At 70.2% G+C, this 20119-nt stretch carries 20 protein-coding genes; 8 read left to right on the top strand and 12 right to left on the bottom strand.

Annotated features, from left to right (window positions below):
- Positions 1–6: 6 nt before the first annotated feature.
- From erpA to HEP74_RS19270, 3 genes are read left to right on the top strand one after another with little or no spacing between them, the layout of a single operon-like run.
- Positions 7–393 (top strand): iron-sulfur cluster insertion protein ErpA, encoded by a 387-nt coding sequence (gene erpA, locus HEP74_RS19280; protein WP_185814238.1) that lies wholly within the window; start codon positions 7–9, stop codon positions 391–393.
- Between the two features lie 48 nt (positions 394–441).
- Positions 442–1374, top strand: coding sequence for an NAD(+) diphosphatase (gene nudC, locus HEP74_RS19275; RefSeq protein ID WP_185814237.1), 933 nt, complete (start codon positions 442–444; stop codon positions 1372–1374).
- A 58-nt stretch (positions 1375–1432) separates the two neighbouring features.
- Entirely contained in the window at positions 1433–2329 is an 897-nt protein-coding gene (locus HEP74_RS19270; protein ID WP_185814236.1) for a hypothetical protein, read from the top strand.
- A gap of 234 nt (positions 2330–2563) precedes the next feature.
- Here HEP74_RS19270 and HEP74_RS19265 read toward each other — a convergent pair whose 3' ends face one another.
- The 7 genes from HEP74_RS19265 to HEP74_RS19235 form a co-directional block, all read right to left on the bottom strand.
- Positions 2564–2971 carry a DUF2752 domain-containing protein gene (locus tag HEP74_RS19265; RefSeq protein WP_185814235.1) on the bottom strand — a complete coding sequence of 136 codons (408 nt, stop codon included), beginning with the start codon at positions 2969–2971 and terminating at the stop codon, positions 2564–2566.
- A 5-nt stretch (positions 2972–2976) separates the two neighbouring features.
- A complete protein-coding gene (locus HEP74_RS19260) occupies positions 2977–3312 on the bottom strand; it encodes a CD225/dispanin family protein (RefSeq protein WP_185814234.1) in 336 nt (111 codons plus the stop codon).
- A 94-nt stretch (positions 3313–3406) separates the two neighbouring features.
- Positions 3407–3826: a DUF2752 domain-containing protein gene (locus tag HEP74_RS19255; protein ID WP_185814233.1), complete on the bottom strand. Its 420-nt coding sequence runs from the start codon at positions 3824–3826 to the stop codon at positions 3407–3409.
- A gap of 85 nt (positions 3827–3911) precedes the next feature.
- A complete protein-coding gene (locus HEP74_RS19250) occupies positions 3912–4193 on the bottom strand; it encodes a CD225/dispanin family protein (protein WP_185814232.1) in 282 nt (93 codons plus the stop codon).
- A gap of 55 nt (positions 4194–4248) precedes the next feature.
- Positions 4249–4536, bottom strand: a complete 288-nt coding sequence (locus tag HEP74_RS19245; protein WP_225210070.1) for a CD225/dispanin family protein — start codon at positions 4534–4536, stop codon at positions 4249–4251.
- A gap of 105 nt (positions 4537–4641) precedes the next feature.
- Positions 4642–6564, bottom strand: a complete 1923-nt coding sequence (locus HEP74_RS19240; protein ID WP_185814231.1) for an MFS transporter — start codon at positions 6562–6564, stop codon at positions 4642–4644.
- A gap of 206 nt (positions 6565–6770) precedes the next feature.
- Positions 6771–7658, bottom strand: a complete 888-nt coding sequence (locus HEP74_RS19235) for a LysR substrate-binding domain-containing protein (RefSeq protein ID WP_185814230.1) — start codon at positions 7656–7658, stop codon at positions 6771–6773.
- Between the two features lie 103 nt (positions 7659–7761).
- Between HEP74_RS19235 and HEP74_RS19230 the strand changes: the two genes are divergently transcribed.
- Positions 7762–8973: an MFS transporter gene (locus HEP74_RS19230; protein ID WP_185814229.1), complete on the top strand. Its 1212-nt coding sequence runs from the start codon at positions 7762–7764 to the stop codon at positions 8971–8973.
- Here HEP74_RS19230 and yccS read toward each other — a convergent pair.
- The 5 genes from yccS to purH form a co-directional block, all read right to left on the bottom strand.
- Positions 8918–11140, bottom strand: coding sequence for a YccS/YhfK family putative transporter (yccS, locus tag HEP74_RS19225; protein ID WP_524540804.1), 2223 nt, complete (start codon positions 11138–11140; stop codon positions 8918–8920). The two genes, HEP74_RS19230 and yccS, sit on opposite strands and share 56 nt — an antisense overlap.
- Before the next feature lie 85 nt (positions 11141–11225).
- On the bottom strand, positions 11226–11900 hold the full coding sequence (locus HEP74_RS19220; RefSeq protein ID WP_185814227.1) for a uracil-DNA glycosylase family protein: 675 nt from the start codon (positions 11898–11900) through the stop codon (positions 11226–11228).
- A gap of 126 nt (positions 11901–12026) precedes the next feature.
- Positions 12027–13316 carry a phosphoribosylamine--glycine ligase gene (purD, locus tag HEP74_RS19215; protein WP_185814226.1) on the bottom strand — a complete coding sequence of 430 codons (1290 nt, stop codon included), beginning with the start codon at positions 13314–13316 and terminating at the stop codon, positions 12027–12029.
- A gap of 28 nt (positions 13317–13344) precedes the next feature.
- Entirely contained in the window at positions 13345–14202 is an 858-nt protein-coding gene (locus tag HEP74_RS19210) for a hypothetical protein (RefSeq protein WP_524540751.1), read from the bottom strand.
- Positions 14203–14222: 20 nt separating this feature from the next.
- Positions 14223–15809 carry a bifunctional phosphoribosylaminoimidazolecarboxamide formyltransferase/IMP cyclohydrolase gene (purH, locus tag HEP74_RS19205; RefSeq protein WP_185814225.1) on the bottom strand — a complete coding sequence of 529 codons (1587 nt, stop codon included), beginning with the start codon at positions 15807–15809 and terminating at the stop codon, positions 14223–14225.
- Positions 15810–15887: 78 nt separating this feature from the next.
- On the opposite strand from purH, the gene HEP74_RS19200 reads away from it, so the two are divergent.
- The 4 genes from HEP74_RS19200 to HEP74_RS19185 all read left to right on the top strand — a co-directional run bounded on the left by HEP74_RS19200 (position 15888) and on the right by HEP74_RS19185 (position 20110).
- Entirely contained in the window at positions 15888–16502 is a 615-nt protein-coding gene (locus HEP74_RS19200; RefSeq protein ID WP_185814224.1) for a CDP-alcohol phosphatidyltransferase family protein, read from the top strand.
- A gap of 88 nt (positions 16503–16590) precedes the next feature.
- The gene (locus HEP74_RS19195; RefSeq protein WP_185814223.1) at positions 16591–18345 is read left to right on the top strand and encodes a bifunctional alpha/beta hydrolase/class I SAM-dependent methyltransferase; all 1755 of its coding nucleotides are present in this window, start codon (positions 16591–16593) and stop codon (positions 18343–18345) included.
- A complete protein-coding gene (locus HEP74_RS19190; protein ID WP_185814222.1) occupies positions 18342–19679 on the top strand; it encodes a phosphatase PAP2/dual specificity phosphatase family protein in 1338 nt (445 codons plus the stop codon). Before HEP74_RS19195 ends, HEP74_RS19190 begins: the two co-directional genes overlap by 4 nt.
- Entirely contained in the window at positions 19676–20110 is a 435-nt protein-coding gene (locus tag HEP74_RS19185; RefSeq protein WP_185814221.1) for a hypothetical protein, read from the top strand. Before HEP74_RS19190 ends, HEP74_RS19185 begins: the two co-directional genes overlap by 4 nt.
- Positions 20111–20119: the final 9 nt, after the last annotated feature.

Here is a 20119-nt window from a genome sequence, read left to right as displayed (position 1 = left end):
GCAGCCATGAGCACTCTCGTTTCCCTGCCCAGCGCCGCGCCCGCCCCCGACTACCAGTCGCTGGAGCGGCCGCTGAACTTCACCCAGGCCGCCGCGGCCAAGGTGCGCGAGCTGATCCGCGAGGAAGGCAACGAGGCGCTGGCGTTGCGCGTGTACATCCAGGGCGGCGGCTGTTCCGGTTTCCAGTACGGCTTCGAGTTCGACGAGAACCGCGCCGAGGACGACCTGTCGGTGCGTACCGACGAAGTCACCCTGCTGGTCGACCCGCTGAGCCTGCAGTACCTGATGGGCGCGGAAGTGGATTACAGCGAAGGCCTGCACGGCGCGCAGTTCGTGATCCGCAACCCCAACGCCAAGACCACCTGCGGCTGCGGCAGCAGCTTCAGCGTGTAGACACGCTGCGGCTTGCGGGATGCGCGGTTTGCCTGCACCCTGCGCCGCATGCCCGAACTGACGCCTGTTTCCTTCGCGTTCGCCGACGCGGTCATCGACCGCGCCGATGCGCTGCGCAACGATCCCGAGGCCTTGCGCCGCGCCTGGCCCGCCGCGCACCTGCTGCTGCTCGATGCCGACGGCAACGCCTACGCCGATGCGCACGGCCAGCCATTGGCGCTGACCGGCGCCGCGCTGGGCGATAGGGTCGAGCAGGCGATCTTTCTCGGCCTGCGCGATGGCCAGGCCTGGTTCGCCGTAGCAGCGGGCATGCTCGACGCAGACCTCGATCCGCCGCAGCGCATGGACCTGCGCCGCGCCGCGGCCGAGTGGCCGGCATTCGCGTCCGGCCTGTTCGCCTATGCCCGCGGCATGCTGCATTGGCAATCGCGCACCCGCTTCTGCGGCGTTTGCGGCGGCGCCATTGGCTTCCGCCGCGGCGGCTTCCTCGGCGTGTGTGCGCAATGCGCCAGCGAACACTATCCGCGCGTGGATCCGGCGGTGATCGTGGCGGTCAGCGACGGCGCGCGGCTGCTGCTGGGGCGCCAGGCGAGCTGGCCGGCGCGGCGCTATTCGGTGATCGCCGGCTTCGTCGAGCCGGGCGAGTCGCTGGAGCAGACCGTGGCGCGCGAAGTGGCCGAGGAGACCCAGGTGCGGGTGCGGCCCGGCAGCTGCCGCTATTACGGCGCGCAGCCATGGCCGTTCCCCGGCGCGCTGATGCTCGGCTTCAGCGCGCTGGCCGAGCCCGACGCGCCGCAGGTGGATGGCGAGCTGGAAGACGCCCGCTGGTTCGAGCGCGACGAGATCGGGGCCGCCCTGCAGCGCGCCGCGGAACAGGGCGACAGCGTCGACGACGGCCATGGCCTGCGCCTGCCGCCGGGCATCTCCATCGCGCGCGCGCTGGTGGTGGACTGGTATCGCCGCGGCGGCGCGCACGCGTAGACCGCCAGGCCGCCCGGCATCTGCCGCACACGCTTCAGAACGGTCCCGGAGGACCTGCATGTTCACTACCCTCGTCGCTGTGATCGTCGCCCTGGTGCTGGGCCATGTCGCGCCCGGCATGGTGGCCTCGCTGCGCCGTTTCGATGCCTATGGCGACTGGCTGTCGTGGCTGGATGCGCATGCCGGCGAAGGCAGCGGCTGGCGCGGCCGCTACGGCATCGCGCTGGCACTGCTGCCGGCCTTGCTGCTGGTCGGCCTGCTGCAGTGGCTGCTGGCCGCGCCGCACCTGGGCCTGCTGGCGCTGCTGTTCGGGGTGCTGGTGCTGGCCTTCAGCTGGGGTCCGCGCGATCTGGATACCGATGTGGAAGCGGTGATCGAGGCCGACGACGTGGCCGCACGGCGGGTGGCGGTCGCGCACCTGCATGCCGATGGCGGGCCGCCGCGCGAGGATCCGGCGGGCTTGGTGGAGGCGGTGGCGGTCAGCGCATTGCGGCGCTGGTTCGCGGTGCTGTTCTGGTTCCTGCTGCTGGGGCCGTTCGGCGCGCTCGGTTATCGCCTGCTGGCGCTGGCCGCGGTCGGCCCGTACGCGCCGCGGCTGCCGTTGGCCACTGCGCTCGGCGCGCGCACCGTGCTGGCCGCGATGGAATGGCCGGTGGCGCAGTTGATGACCTTCTCGCTGGCGCTGGTCGGCAATTTCGAGACCGTGTTCGGCGCCTGGCGCGCGGCCGGCGGCAATCGCTGGCAGCTGGACAGCGGCTTCCTTGGCCCGGTGGCCTGCGCCAGCGTGCGCGGCGAACTCGACGATGAGGCGCACGACTACAGCGATGCCGGCATGGCGGTGCCGGTGCTGCGGCGCCTGCCGGAATTGCGCGATGCGATGAGCCAGATCTGGCGGGTGCTGCTGCTGTGGCTGGTGGTGCTGGCGTTGCTGGTGATCGCCGGCTGGGTCAGCTGACTAGGGCGTGTCATCGATTCCCGAGTAGGTCGCGTTGGGTCTGTCAGGTTGCCAGCCGGTGCTGCGTGGCGCAGCGCCTGACTGGCGGTCAGGTCAAGCCGCGCGGTGCCGGCTGGCGGCCTGACAGGCCCAACCCGTAGGGCCACTCTTGCGCGTGCACGCTGCCGTGCCAGCGCCGACATGAACGCGCATGCGCGAGAGCGGCGCGAGCTGCTCGGGGATTGATGACACGCCCTAAGTCGGCGCGAGCAGGGTGAACGGGAACCACGGCAGGTTGCGCGCGATCCAGTAACCGGGCAGCGCCAGCAGCCAGAAATTCGGCCGCGACAGCAGCGCGACCACCGGCGCGAACCACGCCGCGCGCCAGCCCGCCTTCCAGGCGATCAGGCCCGGCAGCACGGCCAGGCCCAGCATCGCGCCGGGATTCATCGCGAAGGCGCCGAGCGGATCCAGGTGCACCAGCGCGTGCAGAGCACGGGTCATGCCGCAGCCGGGACAGTAGTAGCCGGTGAGCGCATGGAACAGGCACGGCGCGAACGGATTGTCCGCGGCGTTGGGGTCGAACCGGTACAGCAGCGCGCCGCCGGCCGCCGCGAGGGCGGTGGCGGCGCCGAGGCACGCCCGTTGTTGCCAGGCGCGCATGCCGATCAGCTCATGTGCTGCATCTGGTTCACGTATTCCATGTACTTCTGCATGCCGCCGGTGGCGACCATGCCGATGTTGAGCAGCACGCCGATGATGGCCATGGCGGTGGTCACCCAGCACCAGGTCTTGGCGTTGTTGGAGGCGCGCCGCGCGCCGTCCAGGTCGCCCTGGTTGAGCAGCCCGTTGACCTTGCTGGAGAACACGATCGCGACGATGCCCGGAATGATCGACGGGCAGCACAGGCAGAAACCGAGCACCGTGGCGATGATCGCCCAGGCCAGATGATTGGGAATCGCGCCGGGGGCGGGCGGCGGCGTGACGGGGCTGACGGTGCTCATGTGTGGATCTCCTTGACGGGCTATGCGCTGGGCATGGGGCCAAGTCTAGACGAGGTGGCCGCCGCGCCTCCATCTTTCGGCGCGCGTGCCGCGCTCAGTGCGGCGCGAGCAGCGTGAACGGGTACCACGGCAGGTTGCGCAGCACCGCGTAGCCGAGCAGCAGCCACAGCCACAGGCGCGGGTCGGCGAGGATCTTCAGCAGTGGCGCCAGCACGCGCATGCGCAGCCCGGCGGCGTTGAGCGCCATGATCGCCAGCAGCGGCAGGGCCACCACCAGCAGCGGATTGGTCGCCATGGCATGGGCGAGATCCAGGTGCACCAGTGCGTGCAGGCAGCGGGTGCTGCCGCAGCCCGGGCAATACAGGCCGGTGAGCGCGTAGAACGGGCACGCAGGCAAGGGATTGCCCGGCACATTGGGATCGACCCGGCGCAGCACCAGTGTCGCGACCACGGCGGCGCCGCTCAGCGCGGCCAGCGGTAGCCAGCGGGGTAGGGGGCGTCCGCGCAGGAACATCGGTAACGGAATCGTCGGTAGCGGAATCGTGGAGCGATCGAACAGGGCCGCCGCTGCGCGCGGCAGCGGCGGCCCGGATCTTCGATCAGGCCGTGGCCGACTGCTGCATCATGCTCATGCCGCCCAGGGCGAACAGGAAGATCAGGTACAGCACGACCAGCACCACCCAGGCGACGACCGAGTAGATCGCCCACTTCTTGGCCTTGTCGGCCGATTCGCGGGCGCCGGTGACGTCGCCGGCGGCGAGCTTGGTGTTGACCTGGGCGGCGAACACGATCGAGACGATGCCCAGCGGCAGGCAGCAGAACAGCGTGCTCAGGATCGCCCAGACCAGATTGTTGGACACTTGCGGTGCGGTGGTATTCATCCGTGTTACTCCGGTTGCGTGGTGGAACGAAGAAAAAACGAGAAAGCGGGTCGGCTCACTGCCCCAGCGCGCTGCTGAGGATCGCGATGCCGCCGAACAGCAGGAACCACAGTGCGAGCAGGATCGGCGCGGCCAGCGCCGACCACATCGCCCACAGGCCGGCCTTGCGCGAGGCGTCGCGGGCGCCGGCCACATCGCCGGCGGCGCGCTTGCCGTCCACCTGCGAGGCATAGACGATCGACACCACGCCCAGCGGCAGGCAGCAGAACAGCGTGGACAGGATCGCCCACACCAGATTGTTGGGGACGTAGATGCCCGCGCCGTTGGGCGGTGGTGGCGGCAATACCTGACTCACTGATCGACCCCTGAAATGGACGCCGCTGCAGTACGCAGGCGTCTCCCCGGCGCCTAATCTACCCGAAGCGGCGTTTTCAGGCACCCCGCAGGTTCACGCGGCGTCCCCGCGCAACTGCCGCACCTGCGTTTCCAGCAGTTCCGCACTGACCTCGGCGGCGTCCACCGGCGCGCCGGCGATCACCTCCACGTGCGCGCGGAAGCGCCGCGGCACGCGCATGCGCCGCAGCCGCGAGTCGCGCTTGCTCCACATGCTGGTCCACATGTTGCGCAGCGCCATCGGCAGCACCGGCACCGCGCGGCGCTCGACGATCTTCTCAACGCCCGACTTGAACTTGGCGATCTCGCCGTCCTTGGTCAATGCGCCCTCGGGGAAGATGCACACCAGCTCGCCGTCGGCCAGCGCCGCGTCGATCTCGTCGAACGCGCGCTGCATCAGCGCCGGGTCCTCGCGCGCGCCGGCGATCGGGATCGCCTTGGCGGTGCGGAAGATCCAGCGCATCACCGGGATGTTGAAGATGCGGTAGTACATGACGAAACGCACCGGCCGCGGGATCGACGCGGCCAGCACCAGCGCGTCCATGTAGCTGACGTGGTTGCACACGATCAGCGCCGCGCCCTCGTCGGGCACGTGCCGCTCGATGCCGTGCAGGCGCAGCCGGTACAGCGCGCGCACCATCACCCAGCTGAGGAAACGCATCAGGAATTCGGGGACGATGCTGAAGATCCAGATTGCCACCACCGCGTTGGCGATGGCCAGCGCCAGGAACACCTGCGGGATGCTCAGCCCGGGCATCGGCACGCGCACGCCGAACAGCGTCAGCTGCTGCATCTGCAGCGCGATGCCGACCATCGCGGCGATGACGATGAACATCGAGTTCTGGATGTTGAGCCCGGCGATGACCCGCGACAGCTCGGCCTTGGGCGTGCGGCTCTGGATCAGCGCGAACAGCGGCACCACGAACAGGCCGGTGCACAGGCCGATGCCGACCAGGTCGAGCATGATCCGCCAGCTGCCGGCCTGATGCACGAACTGGCCGATGCCCAGCCCGGCCTGCAGCGCGCCGCCGGGGCGGGCGAAATACAGGTCGAGCATGAACGCGCTGATGCCGAACGCGCCCAGCGGCACCAGGCCGATTTCCACGGTGCGCCCGGACAGCTTTTCGCACAGCAGCGAGCCGGTGCCGGTGCCGATCGAGAACAGCGCCAGGGCGAAAATGTAGAGATCCTGCGCGCCGCCGAGATTGAGTTCGGCGTAGGTCGGCAACTGCGCGGTCAGCACCGTGCCGATGAACCAGAACCAGGACACGCCGAGCACCGCGTTGCGCACCGCCAGATGGCGCCGGGTCAGGCGCATGATCGCCAGCGACTCGGGCAGCGGATTCCAGTTGATCTTCAGCTCCGGCGCGCCGGCATCGACCTTCGGGATCAGCCGCGCGACCAGGTTGCCGGTGACCGCCAGCGCGATCACCGCGGTGGCCGCGGCGACCGGGCCATGGCTACCGGCGATCTGGAAGATCAGCCCGCCCAGGATCATGCCGCACAGGATCGAGATCGAGGTGCCCATCTCGACCAGGCCGTTGCCGCCGGTCAGTTCTTCCGGCTTGAGCACCGAGGGCAGGATCGAATACTTCACCGGGCCGAACAGGGTGGACTGCAGGCCGGTGCAGAACAGCGCGACCAGCAGCACCGCCATGTTCTCGGTCAGGAAGCCGACCGCGGCCAGCGACATGATCGCGATCTCCATCGTGGTGGTGATCACCACCAGCCGCGATTTCTCCAGCTTCTCGGCGATCTGCCCGGCCAATGCGGAGAACAGGAAGTACGGCAGGATGAACAGCGCCGGCGCCAGGTTGGTGTACAGCGTGCGCTGCTCGGGGGTGACGCCCAGATAGAACAGCAGGCCGATGATCGCCTGCCGGTAGACGTTGTCGTTGAACGCGCCCAACCCCTGGACCACGAAGAACGGCAGGAAGCGGCGCTGTTTCAGCAGGGCGAACTGGCTATGGCCGGACATGCAGGCTCCTTTGCGAACGCGCGCAGCCTAGCAGGTTCGTTGCGCGGTGGAGGCGGGGGCGCGGAGCGGGGGTGCCGCGGTGCGGGGTGTGTTGGTGGTGGCGTCTGCGGGGTTTGCGCGTGCTGCCGTTTTTGGAGGCGCGGGAGGGTGGCGTGTTTCGTTCGTCGCGGCTGAAGCCGCTCCTACAGGGGGGCGGTGCGACGCGGCTAGTCGGGTGCGACAGCGCCTGCCTGCTGCCGCAGCAGCGCGATCAGCGCGCGTGCGGCCGGGGTCGGGTCCGAGCGCCAGGTGGCGTAGGTCAGGAAGCGGAAGCGCTCGCGCAGCGCGATCACCGCCACGCCGTGCATCGCCGCGGCCATGCTCTGCGGCACGATCGCCAGGCCCAGGTCCTCGACCACCAGCTGCCGCTGCAGATCGGCATGGGTGACCTCGTACTGCAAGCGCTGGCGCAGGCCGGCCTCGGCGAAGGCGCGGTCGATGATGCCGCGCACGCCGGCGCCGGCGATCAGCCCGGCCATCGGCGCGTCCTCCAGTTCCTGCAGGGACACTTCGGCGCGCGCGGCGAAGCGGTTGCCGGGCGCGGCGATCAGCGCCAGCGGCTCCTCGTGCAGCAACAGGCGCTGCTCGGGCAGGACGATATGCGGGCCGACGCCGACCAGGGCTACGTCCAGCCGGCCTTCGCCCAGCTCGAGCAGCAGCGCATCGCTCATGCCGGTGCGCAGGTGCACGTCCACCGCGCTGTGCGCGGCGCGGAAGCGGCGCAGCAGGGCCGGCACCTGCACCGTGGTCAGCGAGGAGATCTGGCCGATGTGCAGGCGCCCGCGCACCGTGCCCAGCGCCTGCGCCATCTCCTCATGCAGGCGTTCGGCGGCGCGCAGGGTGGCGCGGGCGTTGTGCAGGAATACTTCGCCGGCGGCGGTCAGCCGCACCTGCCGGGCGCCGCGCTCGAACAAGCGCGCACCCAGCGCTTCCTCGATCTTGGCGATCTGGTGGCTCAGCGCCGACTGCACCGTGTGGCAGCGCCGCGCGGCGGCGGTGAAGCTGCCTTCCTCGGCCACGGCGACGGCGAATTCGAGTTGGCGCAGGGTCAGCATGGCATCTGCAAACAAGATGGGTCGAGTGAAAACAATACATTGGAAAGATCGATGGCGCTTGCCCAGACTGGCGCCATTCCTCTCGCACCCCCTGGATCCACTCATGGACAGCTCCCCGCACCCCCCGATGCACCGCGGCCTGGTGCTGCTGATGGCCGCCGCCACCGGCCTGGCGGTGGCCAGCAACTACTACGCGCAGCCGCTGCTGGAAGTGCTGGCGCAGACCTTCGCGATCGACGTGCGCAGCGCCGGCGCGGTGGTCACCACCGCGCAGCTGGCCTACGCCGCCGGCCTGCTGTTGCTGGTGCCGCTGGGCGACCGCTTCGAGCGCCGCAGCCTGATCGTGGGGCTGTACGCGCTCAGCGCGGTGGGCCTGCTGATCAGCGCCGCCTCCAGCAGCCTCGCGCTGCTGCTGCTCGGCACCCTGGTCACCGGCCTCAGTTCGGTGGCCGCGCAGATCCTGGTGCCGTTCGCCGCCACCCTGGCCGCGCCGCACGAGCGCGGGCGGGTGGTCGGCACGGTGATGAGCGGTCTGCTGCTCGGCATCCTGCTGGCGCGTACCGTGTCCGGGCTGCTGGCCGGCGTCGGCGGCTGGCATGTCGTGTACTGGGTGGCCGCCGCGCTGATCCTGCTGGTGGCGGCGTTGCTGTGGCGCGCGCTGCCGCGGCATCCGGGCAATCCGCGGCTGTCCTATCCGCACCTGATCGGTTCGGTGCTGGCGCTGCTGCGCGACGAACCGGTGCTGCGCTCGCGCGCGATCCTGGGCGGGCTGATCTTCGCCGGTTTCAGCATGTTCTGGACCACGCTGGCGTTCCTGCTGTCCGGTCCAAGCTACGGTTACGGCACCGCCACGATCGGCCTGTTCGGCCTGATCGGCGCCGCCGGCGCGTTCGCCGCCAACCTGTCGGGCAAGCTCGCCGACCGCGGCGCCGGGCACTGGGTGGGCTGGGGCGGGCTGGCCATGCTGCTGCTGTCGTGGCTACTGCTGGCCGCCGCGCCGCACTCGCTGTGGCTGCTGATCGCCGGGGTGCTGCTGCTGGACGTGGCGGTGCAGGGCGTGCACATCGGCAACCAGCACGTGATCTACCAACTGGATCCGAAGGCGCGCAACCGCATCACCTCGGCCTACGTCACCTGCTACTTCATCGGCGGCGCGATCGGTTCCAGCCTGGGCACCGCCGCCTACGCCTACGCCGGCTGGCACGGGGTGGTGGTCGGCGGCGCGGCGCTGGCGCTGGCCGCGCTGCTGTGGATGGGGATCAGCGTGCGGCCGGCACGGCCGCCGGCGGCGCTGGCGACGCCGCCGGAGCGGTGACCGCATGCGCGGCGGCGCGCAGCTTGGGCAGCAGGCGCAGGGTCAGCGCCAGCTGGTTGCGCACCAGCCGCCGCTTGGCTTCGTCGATCCCGTCCTCGTGCTCCAGCGCATCGGCCATGCCCACTTCGGCCGATTCGTCGGCCGGCGGTAGCGCCTGGCGCTGGGCCAGCGCGTCGGCGATCGCGCCCAGGGTGTCCTGCAGGTAACCGCCGGCGCGGTCGATGGCCGGATCGGCCTCGCCGGCCAGCGCGGCGCGGTGCGCGCCCAGCGCCGACAGGTAGCCGAGCAAGGTGTTGGACAGCGCCAGGAAGCGGAAGCCGGCATCCAGGTTGCGGCGGTAGCGGCCGGGTTCGCGCAGCATGTTGGACAGCGCCACCGACAGCGCCGCGTCGGCGTTGTGCATGTCGCGCCGGGCGATGCGGTAGGGCAGGTCGTCGCGCATGCCGCTGCGGTACTGCTCCAGCACCTGCGCCAGGTAGCGCGCGCAGCTGGCCAGCACCGTGGCCATCACCTGGTTGAGGCGCCGCCCCTGCCAGTCGGGCAGGATCAGGAACGAGGCCGCCGCGGCGATCGCGCAGCCGATCAGCGTATCCACCAGGCGCGGCCAGATCAGCACGAAGCCGTCGCCGAGCAGGTTGAAGCAGAACAGCGCCATCACCGTGATCGCGGCGGTGGCCAGCATGTAGCGGTCGGTGCGGGTGACGAAGAACAGCAGCGCGCCGAACAGCGCGAACAGCAGCTGCAATTCGGTGCCGGGGAACAGCTGCATCAGCGCCCAGGTCGCGATCAGCCCGATCAGCGTGCCAGCGATGCGCTGCGCCAGGCGCAGCCGGGTGGCGCCGTAGTTCGGCCGGCACACGAAGGCGGTGGTGAGCAGGATCCAGTAGCCGTTGTTGGCGTCGATCGACTGCATGACGGCGTAGCCGACCACCAGCGCGATCGCCATGCGCAGCCCGTGCCGGAACAGCACCGAACCCGGGGTCAGCTGCTGGCCGACGCGCACCAGCATCTCGCGCAGGGTGTGCGGCGAGGAGTCGCGCAGGCGCGTGTCGAGCGTGTCGCTGGTGGTGTCGGACTGCGCGGATTCGGACAGCCGCCGCTCGATGCTCTGCAGGTTGGTGACCAGCAGTTCCAGCGAGCCGAGCAGCCGCGCATGGCGCGGATCGGCCTGCGCGTGCAGGAAGTCCAGCGACTGGCGCAGGTCGGTGGTGGCCTGCTGAGTCTGCTCGCCGTATTCGAACGGCTGGCGCAACCGGATCGCCTCGCCCAGCGCAGTGCAGGCCTTGCCTTGCAGGGCAAGCAGGCGCTGGCAGCGGTACAGCACGTCGCTGTGGAAGAAGGCGTCGGTGAGCGCTTCGTAGGGGTAGTGCGAGGAGCTGGCGCGTTCGTGGAAATCCTGCGCCATGTAATACAGCCGGAAGTACAGGCCGGACTGCACACCGGGCCGGCCGGAGCGGCCGAAGCGGCTCATGATCGCGGTCTTGGCCGCGTTCAGCGCCGCCACCACCTGCGCGTTCTGTTCGGCCAGCGCCAGCCGCCGCGCATGCAGGTCGCTCTGCCGCACCGGTTCGAACAGCGCGGCCTTGAGCCGCAGGTAGCGGCCGAGTTCGAAGAACAGCCGCGACAGCCGCTCGCGCACCGGGCGGTTGGCGAACAGCAGGGTCCACAGGATCGACAGCAGCCCGTACCAGGCGGCGCCGAGCATCAGCAGCGCGATGCCGTGCCAGGCGTTGCCGCCGACGTGGCCGGTGCGGCCGCCATGGTCGATGCCGATCATCGCGTAGATCGCCAGCGCCACGGTGGCCTGGGCGATGGAGGCGTAGCGTTCGCCGAGCGCGCCGAGCAGGGTCAGGGCGAAGGTGGACAGCGCCATGCCGGCGACGAACGCCAGCGGATACGGGAACAGCAGCGCCACCGCGGCCGCGGCGGCGGCGAAGCACAGCAGCGACAGCAGCACCGACTTGATCCGGCCCAGCCAGTTGTCGTCGGTCTCGGCGATGGCGCTGGCGATGGCGCCGAGGAAGATCGCCGGCAGCGCGGTCAGTTGCTGCTGCTGCCAGCACACGCCCATCGCCACGCCCAGGGCGATGAACACGCGCAGCCCGTAGCTGGCCTTTTCGTGGGCCCACAGGCGGCTGAGGCGCGATTCGATCGAGGATTTCGGCACCGCGACACGATAACGCAACGCTGGCGCGCCGTATCGCAGCCGCTGGCGGATCGGCGCGCCGCGGTGCTAGCGCGGCGCCGTCCGCTCAGATGTCCAGTTGCCGCAAGCGCGCTTCGAGCAGCGCCGGGAAACGCTTGAACCAGGTCTGGTTGAGCGGCGAGGGATGCGGCAGCGGATATAGCGTGAAGCGTCGCGCCGCGCCGGTTTCGGTTTGCAGGCGGACCTCGGTGTGTGCGCTGAAGCGCGATTCGCTGGCCCAGAACGCATCCAGTTGCGCGCGCACGTCCTTGGGCTGGTCGATGCCGAACCACAGGAACGCTTCGCGGCCGAGGGTGACGATTTCGCGGCCGCGCCATTGCTCGATCAGCAGGCGCCGCATCAGCGGATGGAAACGCCGCTTGGCCTGCATCGACCAGGCCTTGTTGCCGATCGGCTTGTACGGCACGGTGTTGATCCAGAAGAAGGCGCGGCCGACTTTGAGCGAGGCCGCGAAGTCCGGCATCGGCTGGCCATCGTGCAGGTGCCGGTACAACGCCTTGCGCACGAGTTGTCCGCCGCTGCCGACGAAGGGTTCGCCGTGTTCGACTTCGCTGCGGCCCGGATCGCGGCCGAAGAAGCATAGCCGCGCGGTGCGGCGGCCCAGGCCGATGATCGGCTCGAGCGGATCCTTGGCGTAGTCGGCGTAGACCTTTGTGTCGATGCCGTCGGTCTGCGCCGCCAGCTCGCGGAATTGTTTGCGCAGGTCGGGATCCAGTGCCATGCAATGTCCCTCGAATGCCGATGGTGCAACCTGTAGGAGCGGCTTCAGCCGCGACAGATCCTATGGGGACCTGCGTATAGGGTCTGTCGCGGCTGAAGCCGCTCCTACAGAGGGGCAGTGTGCGCTCTATTCGCCGCGTTCGCGGGCGATCGCGCGCCAGCCGATGTCGCTGCGATGGAATTCGTTGGGCCAGCGGATCTGCGCCACGCCGGCATACGCATTGCGCTGCGCATCCGACACGCTGTCGCCGAGCGCGGCCACGCACAGCACACGGCCACCGGCGCTGAGCACGCGGCCCGTGGCGTCCAGCGCGGTGCCGGCATGGAACACCTTGGCGCTGGCCGGCACCTGGTCCAGGCCGGAAATCGCTTCGCCGGTGATCGGCTTTTCCGGATACGGCGCCGCCGCCAGCACCACGCCCAGCGACGGGCGCGGATCCCACTGCGCCTGGGTCGCGTGCAGTTGCCCGTCGATCGCCGCCTCGATCAGCTCCACCAGATCCGACTGCAGGCGCAGCATCACCGGCTGCGTTTCCGGATCGCCGAAGCGCACGTTGAATTCGATCACCTTCGGCGCGCCGCTGGCGTCGATCATCAGCCCGGCATACAGGAAACCGGTGAACGGCACGCCGTCGGCGATCATGCCCTGCACGGTCGGCTCCACTACCTCGCGCATCACCCGCGCGTGCACCTCGGGCGTGACCACCGGTGCCGGCGAATACGCGCCCATGCCGCCGGTATTGGGGCCGTTGTCGCCATCGCCGACGCGCTTGTGGTCCTGGCTGGTGGCCATCGGCAGCGCGGTGGCGCCATCGACCATGGAGATGAAACTGGCTTCCTCGCCGTCGAGGAATTCCTCGATCACCACGCGCGCGCCGGCATCGCCGAAGGCATTGCCGGACAGCATGTCGCGCACCGCCGCCTCGGCCTCGTCCAGGTTCATCGCCACGATCACGCCCTTGCCCGCGGCCAGGCCGTCGGCCTTGACCACGATCGGCGCGCCTTTGTCGCGCACATAGGCCAGCGCCGCGTCCACCTCGGTATGCACTTCATAGAACGCGGTCGGGATGCCGTGGCGGGCGAGGAATTCCTTGGCGAAGGCCTTGCTGCCTTCCAACTGCGCGGCCTTGGCGCTGGGCCCGAAGATGCGCAGACCGGCGGCGCGGAAACGGTCCACCACGCCCAGCACCAGCGGCACTTCCGGGCCGACCACGGTCAGCGCCACGGCCTCGTCCTGCGCCAGCTTGAGCAAGCCGTCGAGGTCGTCGACCTTGACCGCCACGTTGCGGCATTTGCTTTCAGTGGCGGTGCCGGCATTGCCCGGGGCGACCAGCACTTCGCTGACGCGCGGGGATTGGGCCAGCTTCCAGGACAGGGCGTGTTCGCGGCCGCCGGCGCCGATGACGAGGATTTTCAAGGCGTGTCTCGTGAGGTCGAAGGAAGGACTATTCGCAGGCTTCGCGCTGCATCGATTCGGGGAACGGATAGGCCCAGCGCTTGGCGTCGAAGGCGAACACCTGGGTAGTGCCGAGCTTCTTGCCGCAGGAGATGCCGCGTTCCTCGATGGTCACCGGCCACACCCGCGCGCCGCGGTCGCTGTCGTCCACGTCGAGTTTGAAGTCCACGTCGAACAGTTGCGCCTGGCATTGTTCGGCGGTCTGCTGCGGATCGCGGCCGTCGTCGCTGCAATCCAGTGCGCCATGGTTGTCGATGTGCTCGCGCACCGAGCCGGCGTTGACCAGGCCCTTGGGGCCGGGCAGCACCAGGTCCTGCGATTGCAGCACGGTGCCTTGCCCCATCCAGTCGCTGTAGACCACGAAGCCGTAGAAATCGCTGCCCAGTCGCAGGATGTCCACCGCACCCGGGTCGCCGTCGCTGCCGAAGCCGTCGCCGAGCTTCTCGGCGACCACCGCCAGGCCCTGGCCGGCGTCGCGCAGGATCAGGAAATCGATCAGTCCCGGATTGGCGTGGCCGCCGTCGCTGAGCCGGTGGCAGACGGCCAGCAGTTCCTGGACCTGGTCGCCGACCACCACCGGCTGTTCGGCGCAGACTTCGCTCTGCACCGCGTTGCCGTCGGCCTGGCCGGACCAACTCTCCGACAGGCGCGCCTGCTTGCCGTAGCGCGTCTGCAGGAAGGCCTGCAGGCGCTCGGTGCGCGGCACGTGCGCAGTCGGTGCCGGTGTGGCGGCCGGCGCTGCTGCGGCCGCCGGCGCGGGCGTCGTCGGTGCCGCGGTCGGTTTGCAGGCGGCCATGCCGAGTGCGAGCAGCAGCGGCAGGCCGTGGCGCAATGGAGTGCGTTTCATCGTTCCGATTCCTTGGCCGCTCAATGGCGGAAGTGGCGCACGCCGGTGAACACCATGGCGATGCCGTGTTCGTCGGCGGCGCCGATCACCTCGCCGTCGCGCATCGAGCCGCCGGGCTGGATCACCGCCTTGATGCCGGCTGCTGCGGCGGCGTCGATGCCGTCGCGGAACGGGAAGAACGCGTCGGAGGCCATCACCGACCCCTGCACCGCCAGCTCCGCATCGGCCGCCTTGATCCCGGCGATCCGCGCCGAATACACCCGGCTCATCTGCCCGGCGCCGACGCCGATGGTGCGGTGGTCCTTGGCATAGACGATGGCGTTGGACTTGACGTACTTGGCCACCTTCCACGCGAACAGCAGGTCGGCGAACTGCGCCTCGGTCGGCGCCAGCCGGGTGACGACCTTCAGTTCGTCGCGGGTCACCACGCGGTCGTCCGCGCTCTGCATCAGCAGGCCCGAGCCAATGCGCTTGGTGTCGACGAAGCCGCCGGACACCGGCGCCAGCGGGATGCGCAGCACGCGCACGTTGGCCTTCTTCTTCGCGTATTCCAGCGCACCTTCTTCGTAGTCCGGCGCGATCAGCACCTCCACGAACTGGCGGTCCAGGATGACCTTGGCGGTGGCCGCGTCCAGCGTGCGGTTGAAGGCGAGGATGCCGCCGAAGGCGCTGGTCGGGTCGGTCGCGTAGGCCAGTTCGTAGGCATCGCCGCAGGCCGCGCCCACCGCCACACCGCAGGGATTGGCATGCTTGACGATGACGCAGGCCGGCGCATCGAACTGGCGCACGCATTCCCAGGCCGCGTCGCTGTCGGCGATGTTGTTGTAGCTCAGCTCCTTGCCCTGCAACTGCTGGAACGTGGCCAGCGAGCCTGGCGCCGGGCACAGGTCGCGGTAGAACGCGGCGTGCTGGTGCGGGTTCTCGCCGTAGCGCAGGTCCATTACCTTGACGAAGGTGCCGTTGGCCTGCGCCGGGAACGCGGCACGCACCGGCACCTCGCTCGCAGGGTCGGTCACCGTGGACAGGTAATTGCTGATCGCCGCGTCGTACTGCGCCACGCGGTTGAACGCGGCCACCGACAGCGCAAAACGCTTGGCCGCCGACAGCTGGCCGTCGTGCGCCTCCAGTTCGGCGAGCAGGTCGGCGTATTGCGCCGGATCGGCGGCCACCGCCACGCGCGCGAAGTTCTTCGCCGCCGAGCGCAGCATCGCCGGGCCGCCGATGTCGATGTTCTCCACCGCCTCGGCGAGCGTGCAGTCGGCCTTGGCGGTGACCGCCTCGAACGGATACAGGTTCAGCACCAGCAGGTCGATCGCGGCGATGCCGTGTTCGGCCATCACCGCGTCGTCGGTGCCGGCGCGGCCGAGCAGGCCGCCGTGCACCAGCGGGTGCAGGGTCTTGACCCGGCCGTCCATCATTTCCGGGAAGCCGGTCAGCTCGGACACGTCCTTGACCGCCAGCCCGGCCTCGCGAATGGCCTTGGCGGTGCCGCCGGTGGACAGCAGCTCGACGTTGCGCGCGGCCAGCGCGCGGGCCAGGTCGATCAGGCCGGTCTTGTCGGAAACGGACAGCAATGCCCGGCGCACGGGCAGGAAATCGGAGGACATGGGGGCAGGGCACACATCGGAGCGGGGAGTGGATATTGTAGGCTGCGCCGCCCCGGCATGGACCCTCAGGACCCCGCAATGGTTTCGATCTACGCATTGAAAGGACGCTTCCAGGACCTGCTGCGGCCCGGGGTGCGCGGCCTGTACCGGCTCGGGGTGACCGCCAACCAGGTCACCGTGGGCGCCGCTGCGGTGTCGCTGCTGGTCGCCGCCTGGGTGTTCTGGCGCGGTCCGGCGCAGCCGCTGTGGTACGCGCTGCTGCCGGCGTGGATGCTGCTGCGCATGGCCTTGAACGCGGTCGACGGCATGCTGGCGCGCGAGTTCGGCCAGCAGTCCAGGCTCGGCGCCTACCTCAACGAATTGAGCGACGTGATCGCCGATGCGGCGCTGTACCTGAGCCTGGCCAGCGTGCCCGGCGCGGGGGCCGGCTGGCTGTGGGCGCTGGCGCTGGCGGCGGCATTGACCGAGTATGCCGGGGTGTTGGGGCTGATGGTCGGTGCCGGACGGCGCTACGACGGACCGATGGGCAAGAGCGATCGCGCCTTCGCCATCGGCCTGCTGGGGCTGCTGCTGGCCGGCGGTTGGGTGGGGGCGAAGACGGTGGACGGGTTCGCGATCGTGCTGGCGCTGCTGTGCGCGGCGACGGTGCTGCGGCGCGTGGCCGCCGGCCTGCGCGAGGGCGCGCCGCGCTGAGCCGCGCGGCGCGGGCCGCGGCAACGACACGCAAGCGGTAGCGGTACTCACGGCAAGAGCAAGTACGACGACAGGGAATCGGCAACGGATGCGGCAGGTCAGCGAAAGCGAGTTTTGCAGTTTCGACGGAACACGGCTGTTCTACCGGCATTGGCCGGCCACGGCGCCGGCGGCGGCGCCACGCGCGGTGGTGCTGTTGCACCGCGGCCATGAACATTCGGGGCGGGTCGTGCACCTGGCCGACGAACTGGGCCTGGACGACTGCGCGATGTTCGCCTGGGATGCGCGCGGCAACGGCCGCTCGCCCGGCGTGCGCGGCGATGCGCCCGGCTTCCCGGCGCTGGTGCGCGACCTGGACCGCTTCATCACCCATATCGGCGAGACCCACGGCATCGCGATGCAGGACATCGTGGTGATCGCGCAGAGCGTGGGCGCGGTGATCGCCAGCACCTGGGTGCACGATTACGCGCCGCCGCTGCGCGCGCTGGTGCTGGCCTCGCCGGCGTTCAAGGTCAAGCTGTACGTGCCGTTCGCGCGGCCCGGGCTGGCCTTGATGCACAAGCTGCGCGGCAATTTCTTCGTCAACAGCTACGTCAAGCCGCAGTGGCTGACCCACGACCCGGCGCGCGTGGCCAGCTACCGCGACGATCCGCTGATCACCCGGCCGATCTCGGTGCGGGTGCTGCTGGGCGTGTACGCCGCGGCCGACCGCGTGGTCGGCGATGCGCAGGCGATCACCGTGCCGGTGCAACTGCTGGTGTCCGGCGACGACTTCGTGGTGCATCGCGGCCCGCAGGACCGTTTCTACGAGCGGCTGTCCTCGCCGGTGAAGGAGCGGCACCTGCTGCCCGGGTTCTTCCACGACACCCTGGGCGAGCGCGACCGCGCGCCGGCGCTGGCGCAGATCCGCCGCTTCGTGCGCGAACGCTTCGCCGAAGCGCCGGCACTGCCGGGCCTGCTGCAGGCGCACCGGCGCGGGCCCACCTTCGAGGAAGCCGAGCGGCTGTCCTGGCCGCCGCAAAAGTACAGCCTGCAGGACCTGCGCTGGCGCTTCGTGCGCGCCAACCTGCGCTTCGGCGGCACTTTGTCCGAGGGCGTGGCGCTGGGCCTGCAGACCGGCTTCGATTCCGGCAGCACGCTGGATTACGTGTATCGCGACCGCGCCGCCGGCAAGAGCTCGTTGGGCCGCTTCATCGACCGCAACTACCTGGATGCGATCGGCTGGCGCGGCATCCGCGTGCGCCGCACCCATCTGCACGAACTGCTGCGCCTGGCCATGCAGCGCCTGCGCGACGCTGGCGCGCCGGTGCACGTGCTCGACATCGCCGCCGGCCACGGCCGCTACGTGCTGGAAGCGCTGGCCGGCGGCGAACAGCGTGCCGATGCGATCGCGCTGCGCGATTTCAGCGACTTGAACGTGGAGCGCGGGCGCGCGCTGATCGCCGAACTCGGCGCCGCCGACATCGCCCGCTTCGAACAGGGCGACGCCTTCGACCGCGACGCGCTGGCGGCGCTGCAGCCGCGGCCGACGCTGGCGGTGGTGTCGGGCCTGTACGAACTGTTCCCCGACAACGATCAGGTGCTGCGTTCGCTGCAGGGCGTGGCCGCGGCGGTCGAACCGGGCGGCTACCTCGCCTACACCGGCCAGCCCTGGCATCCGCAGCTGGAATTCATCGCCCGCGCGCTGACCAGCCACCGCGGCGGCGCGGCCTGGGTGATGCGCCGCCGCACCCAGCAGGAGATGGACGAACTGGTGCGCGCGGCCGGCTTCCGCAAGCTGGAGCAGCGCATCGACGAATGGGGCATCTTCACCGTGTCGCTGGCGCAGCGGATCGCGCCGTGAGCAAAGCGGCGCCGCGGCCGTGGCGGCGGGCGCTGGCGTGGCTGGCGCTGCTGGGGCCGTTCTTCTTCCTCAGCTACGGCCTGGCCAATACGCTGGCCGAGCGCCGCGCCTACGTGCCGTCGCTGCCGTTCGCGTGGGAAACGCAGATTCCGTTCTGGCCGTGGACGATCGTGCCGTACTGGTCGATCGACCTGTTCTACGTGATCTCGTTCTTCGTCTGCCGCAGCCGCGCCGAACTGGACACGCATGCCAGACGGCTGCTGACCGCGCAGTTGCTGGCGGTGGGCTGCTTCCTGCTGTGGCCGCTGCGCTTCGGCTTCGAACGGCCGCCCAGCGATGGCGTGTTCGGCTGGTTGTTCGCGGTGCTGCTGGGTTTCGACAAGCCGTTCAACCAGGCGCCGTCGCTGCACATCGTGCTGCTGGTAGTGCTGTGGGTGCGCTATGCGCAGCATCTGCACGGTCTCGCGCGCGGCGCGCTGCACGTCTGGTTTGCGCTGATCGGGCTGTCGGTGCTGACCACCTACCAGCACCATTTCCTGGACATTCCCACCGGCCTGGCCGCGGGTTGGCTGTGCGTGTGGCTGTGGCCGCAGCGGGTGGCGGCGCCGTGGAGCGCACTGGCCGTGGCGCGCGATCCGGTGCGTTGGAGGCTGGCCGGCGCCTACCTGTGCGGCAGCGCCGCCTGCGTCGCGCTGGCCTGGGGACTGGGCGGCGCGGCATGGTGGCTGCTGTGGCCGGCGCTGTCGCTGCTGCTGGTCGCGTTCGACTACGCGCTGCTCGGCGCGATCGGCCTGCAGAAGCGCGCCGACGGCCGCCTCAGCCTGGCCGCGCGCTGGCTGTACGCGCCGTACCTGGTCGCGGCCTGGCTCAACTCGCGCGCCTGGACCCGGCGCGATCCGGCGCCGCGCGAGATCGCCGACGGCGTCTGGCTGGGGCGCCTTCCCGGCCGCGGCGAGCGCGCTGCGTTCGCCGCGGTGGTCGATGTCTGCGCCGAACTGTCGCTGCGCGATGCCGGTGCGCACGATCGCAGCGTGCCGATGCTGGACCTGGTCGCGCCGCCCGCGGATGCATTGCGCGAGGCCGCCGCCGCGATCGAGGCCGCCCGCCGCCATGGTCCGGTGCTGGTGTGCTGCGCGCTGGGCTATTCGCGCAGCGCAGCGGCGGTCGCCACCTGGCTGCTGCATAGCGGTCGCGTCGCCGATCTGGATGCCGCGCTCGCGCTGCTGCGCGCACGCGCAGCGCGAATCGTGCTGGGGCCTGCGCAGCGCGATGCCATCGCCGCCTCGTGCGCCGCTCCGGCCGCTCCGCCGCACGCCCTGGAGCTGCCGGCATGAGCACGCCGCTGGAACTGCGCACGATGGCCGCGCTGCTGCGGCAGGTGGCCCCGCTGGACCGGCTGTCGCTGGCGTTGCTCGCCGTCGCGCTGCTGCTGGGTGCGTGGTACGCCAACGCCGACGCGTCACTGGCGGCGATGCTGTGCCTGCTCAGCGTGCTCGCCGGCGTGGTGCAGCGCTACTGGGCCGCGCGCGTCGGCCTGGATGCAGCGCTGCTCGAAGCGGTGCTGGCCGAAGCGAACTTCGACCAGGCCGGCAGCGATCTTGACGCCGCCCTGCATCGGCTCGGCCTGCTGCGACGCCTACCGCCGCCGCGCGACTGGCAAGCGCGCTGGCGCGGCATGCGCGGCTTGCTGCTGCGGCAGATCGCCAGCCTGGCGCTGCAACTGCTGGCGCTGCTGGCGGCGCCGATCGCGGCGCAGTTCGCATGACGGAGTGCA

Source organism: Xanthomonas sp. SS, from assembly GCF_014236835.1.
Lineage (GTDB): Bacteria > Pseudomonadota > Gammaproteobacteria > Xanthomonadales > Xanthomonadaceae > Xanthomonas_A.
This window is presented reverse-complemented; position numbering and strand designations above follow the sequence as displayed.

Coding starts and splice junctions, on each gene's coding strand:
- erpA (WP_185814238.1), top strand. CDS start 7: ATGAGCACTCTCGTTTCCCTGCCCAGCGCCGCGCCCGCCCCCGACTAC.
- nudC (WP_185814237.1), top strand. CDS start 442: ATGCCCGAACTGACGCCTGTTTCCTTCGCGTTCGCCGACGCGGTCATC.
- HEP74_RS19270 (WP_185814236.1), top strand. CDS start 1,433: ATGTTCACTACCCTCGTCGCTGTGATCGTCGCCCTGGTGCTGGGCCAT.
- HEP74_RS19265 (WP_185814235.1), bottom strand. CDS start 2,971: ATGCGCGCCTGGCAACAACGGGCGTGCCTCGGCGCCGCCACCGCCCTC.
- HEP74_RS19260 (WP_185814234.1), bottom strand. CDS start 3,312: ATGAGCACCGTCAGCCCCGTCACGCCGCCGCCCGCCCCCGGCGCGATT.
- HEP74_RS19255 (WP_185814233.1), bottom strand. CDS start 3,826: ATGTTCCTGCGCGGACGCCCCCTACCCCGCTGGCTACCGCTGGCCGCG.
- HEP74_RS19250 (WP_185814232.1), bottom strand. CDS start 4,193: ATGAATACCACCGCACCGCAAGTGTCCAACAATCTGGTCTGGGCGATC.
- HEP74_RS19240 (WP_185814231.1), bottom strand. CDS start 6,564: ATGTCCGGCCATAGCCAGTTCGCCCTGCTGAAACAGCGCCGCTTCCTG.
- HEP74_RS19235 (WP_185814230.1), bottom strand. CDS start 7,658: ATGCTGACCCTGCGCCAACTCGAATTCGCCGTCGCCGTGGCCGAGGAA.
- HEP74_RS19230 (WP_185814229.1), top strand. CDS start 7,762: ATGGACAGCTCCCCGCACCCCCCGATGCACCGCGGCCTGGTGCTGCTG.
- HEP74_RS19220 (WP_185814227.1), bottom strand. CDS start 11,900: ATGGCACTGGATCCCGACCTGCGCAAACAATTCCGCGAGCTGGCGGCG.
- HEP74_RS19210 (WP_524540751.1), bottom strand. CDS start 14,202: ATGAAACGCACTCCATTGCGCCACGGCCTGCCGCTGCTGCTCGCACTC.
- purH (WP_185814225.1), bottom strand. CDS start 15,809: ATGTCCTCCGATTTCCTGCCCGTGCGCCGGGCATTGCTGTCCGTTTCC.
- HEP74_RS19200 (WP_185814224.1), top strand. CDS start 15,888: ATGGTTTCGATCTACGCATTGAAAGGACGCTTCCAGGACCTGCTGCGG.
- HEP74_RS19195 (WP_185814223.1), top strand. CDS start 16,591: ATGCGGCAGGTCAGCGAAAGCGAGTTTTGCAGTTTCGACGGAACACGG.
- HEP74_RS19185 (WP_185814221.1), top strand. CDS start 19,676: ATGAGCACGCCGCTGGAACTGCGCACGATGGCCGCGCTGCTGCGGCAG.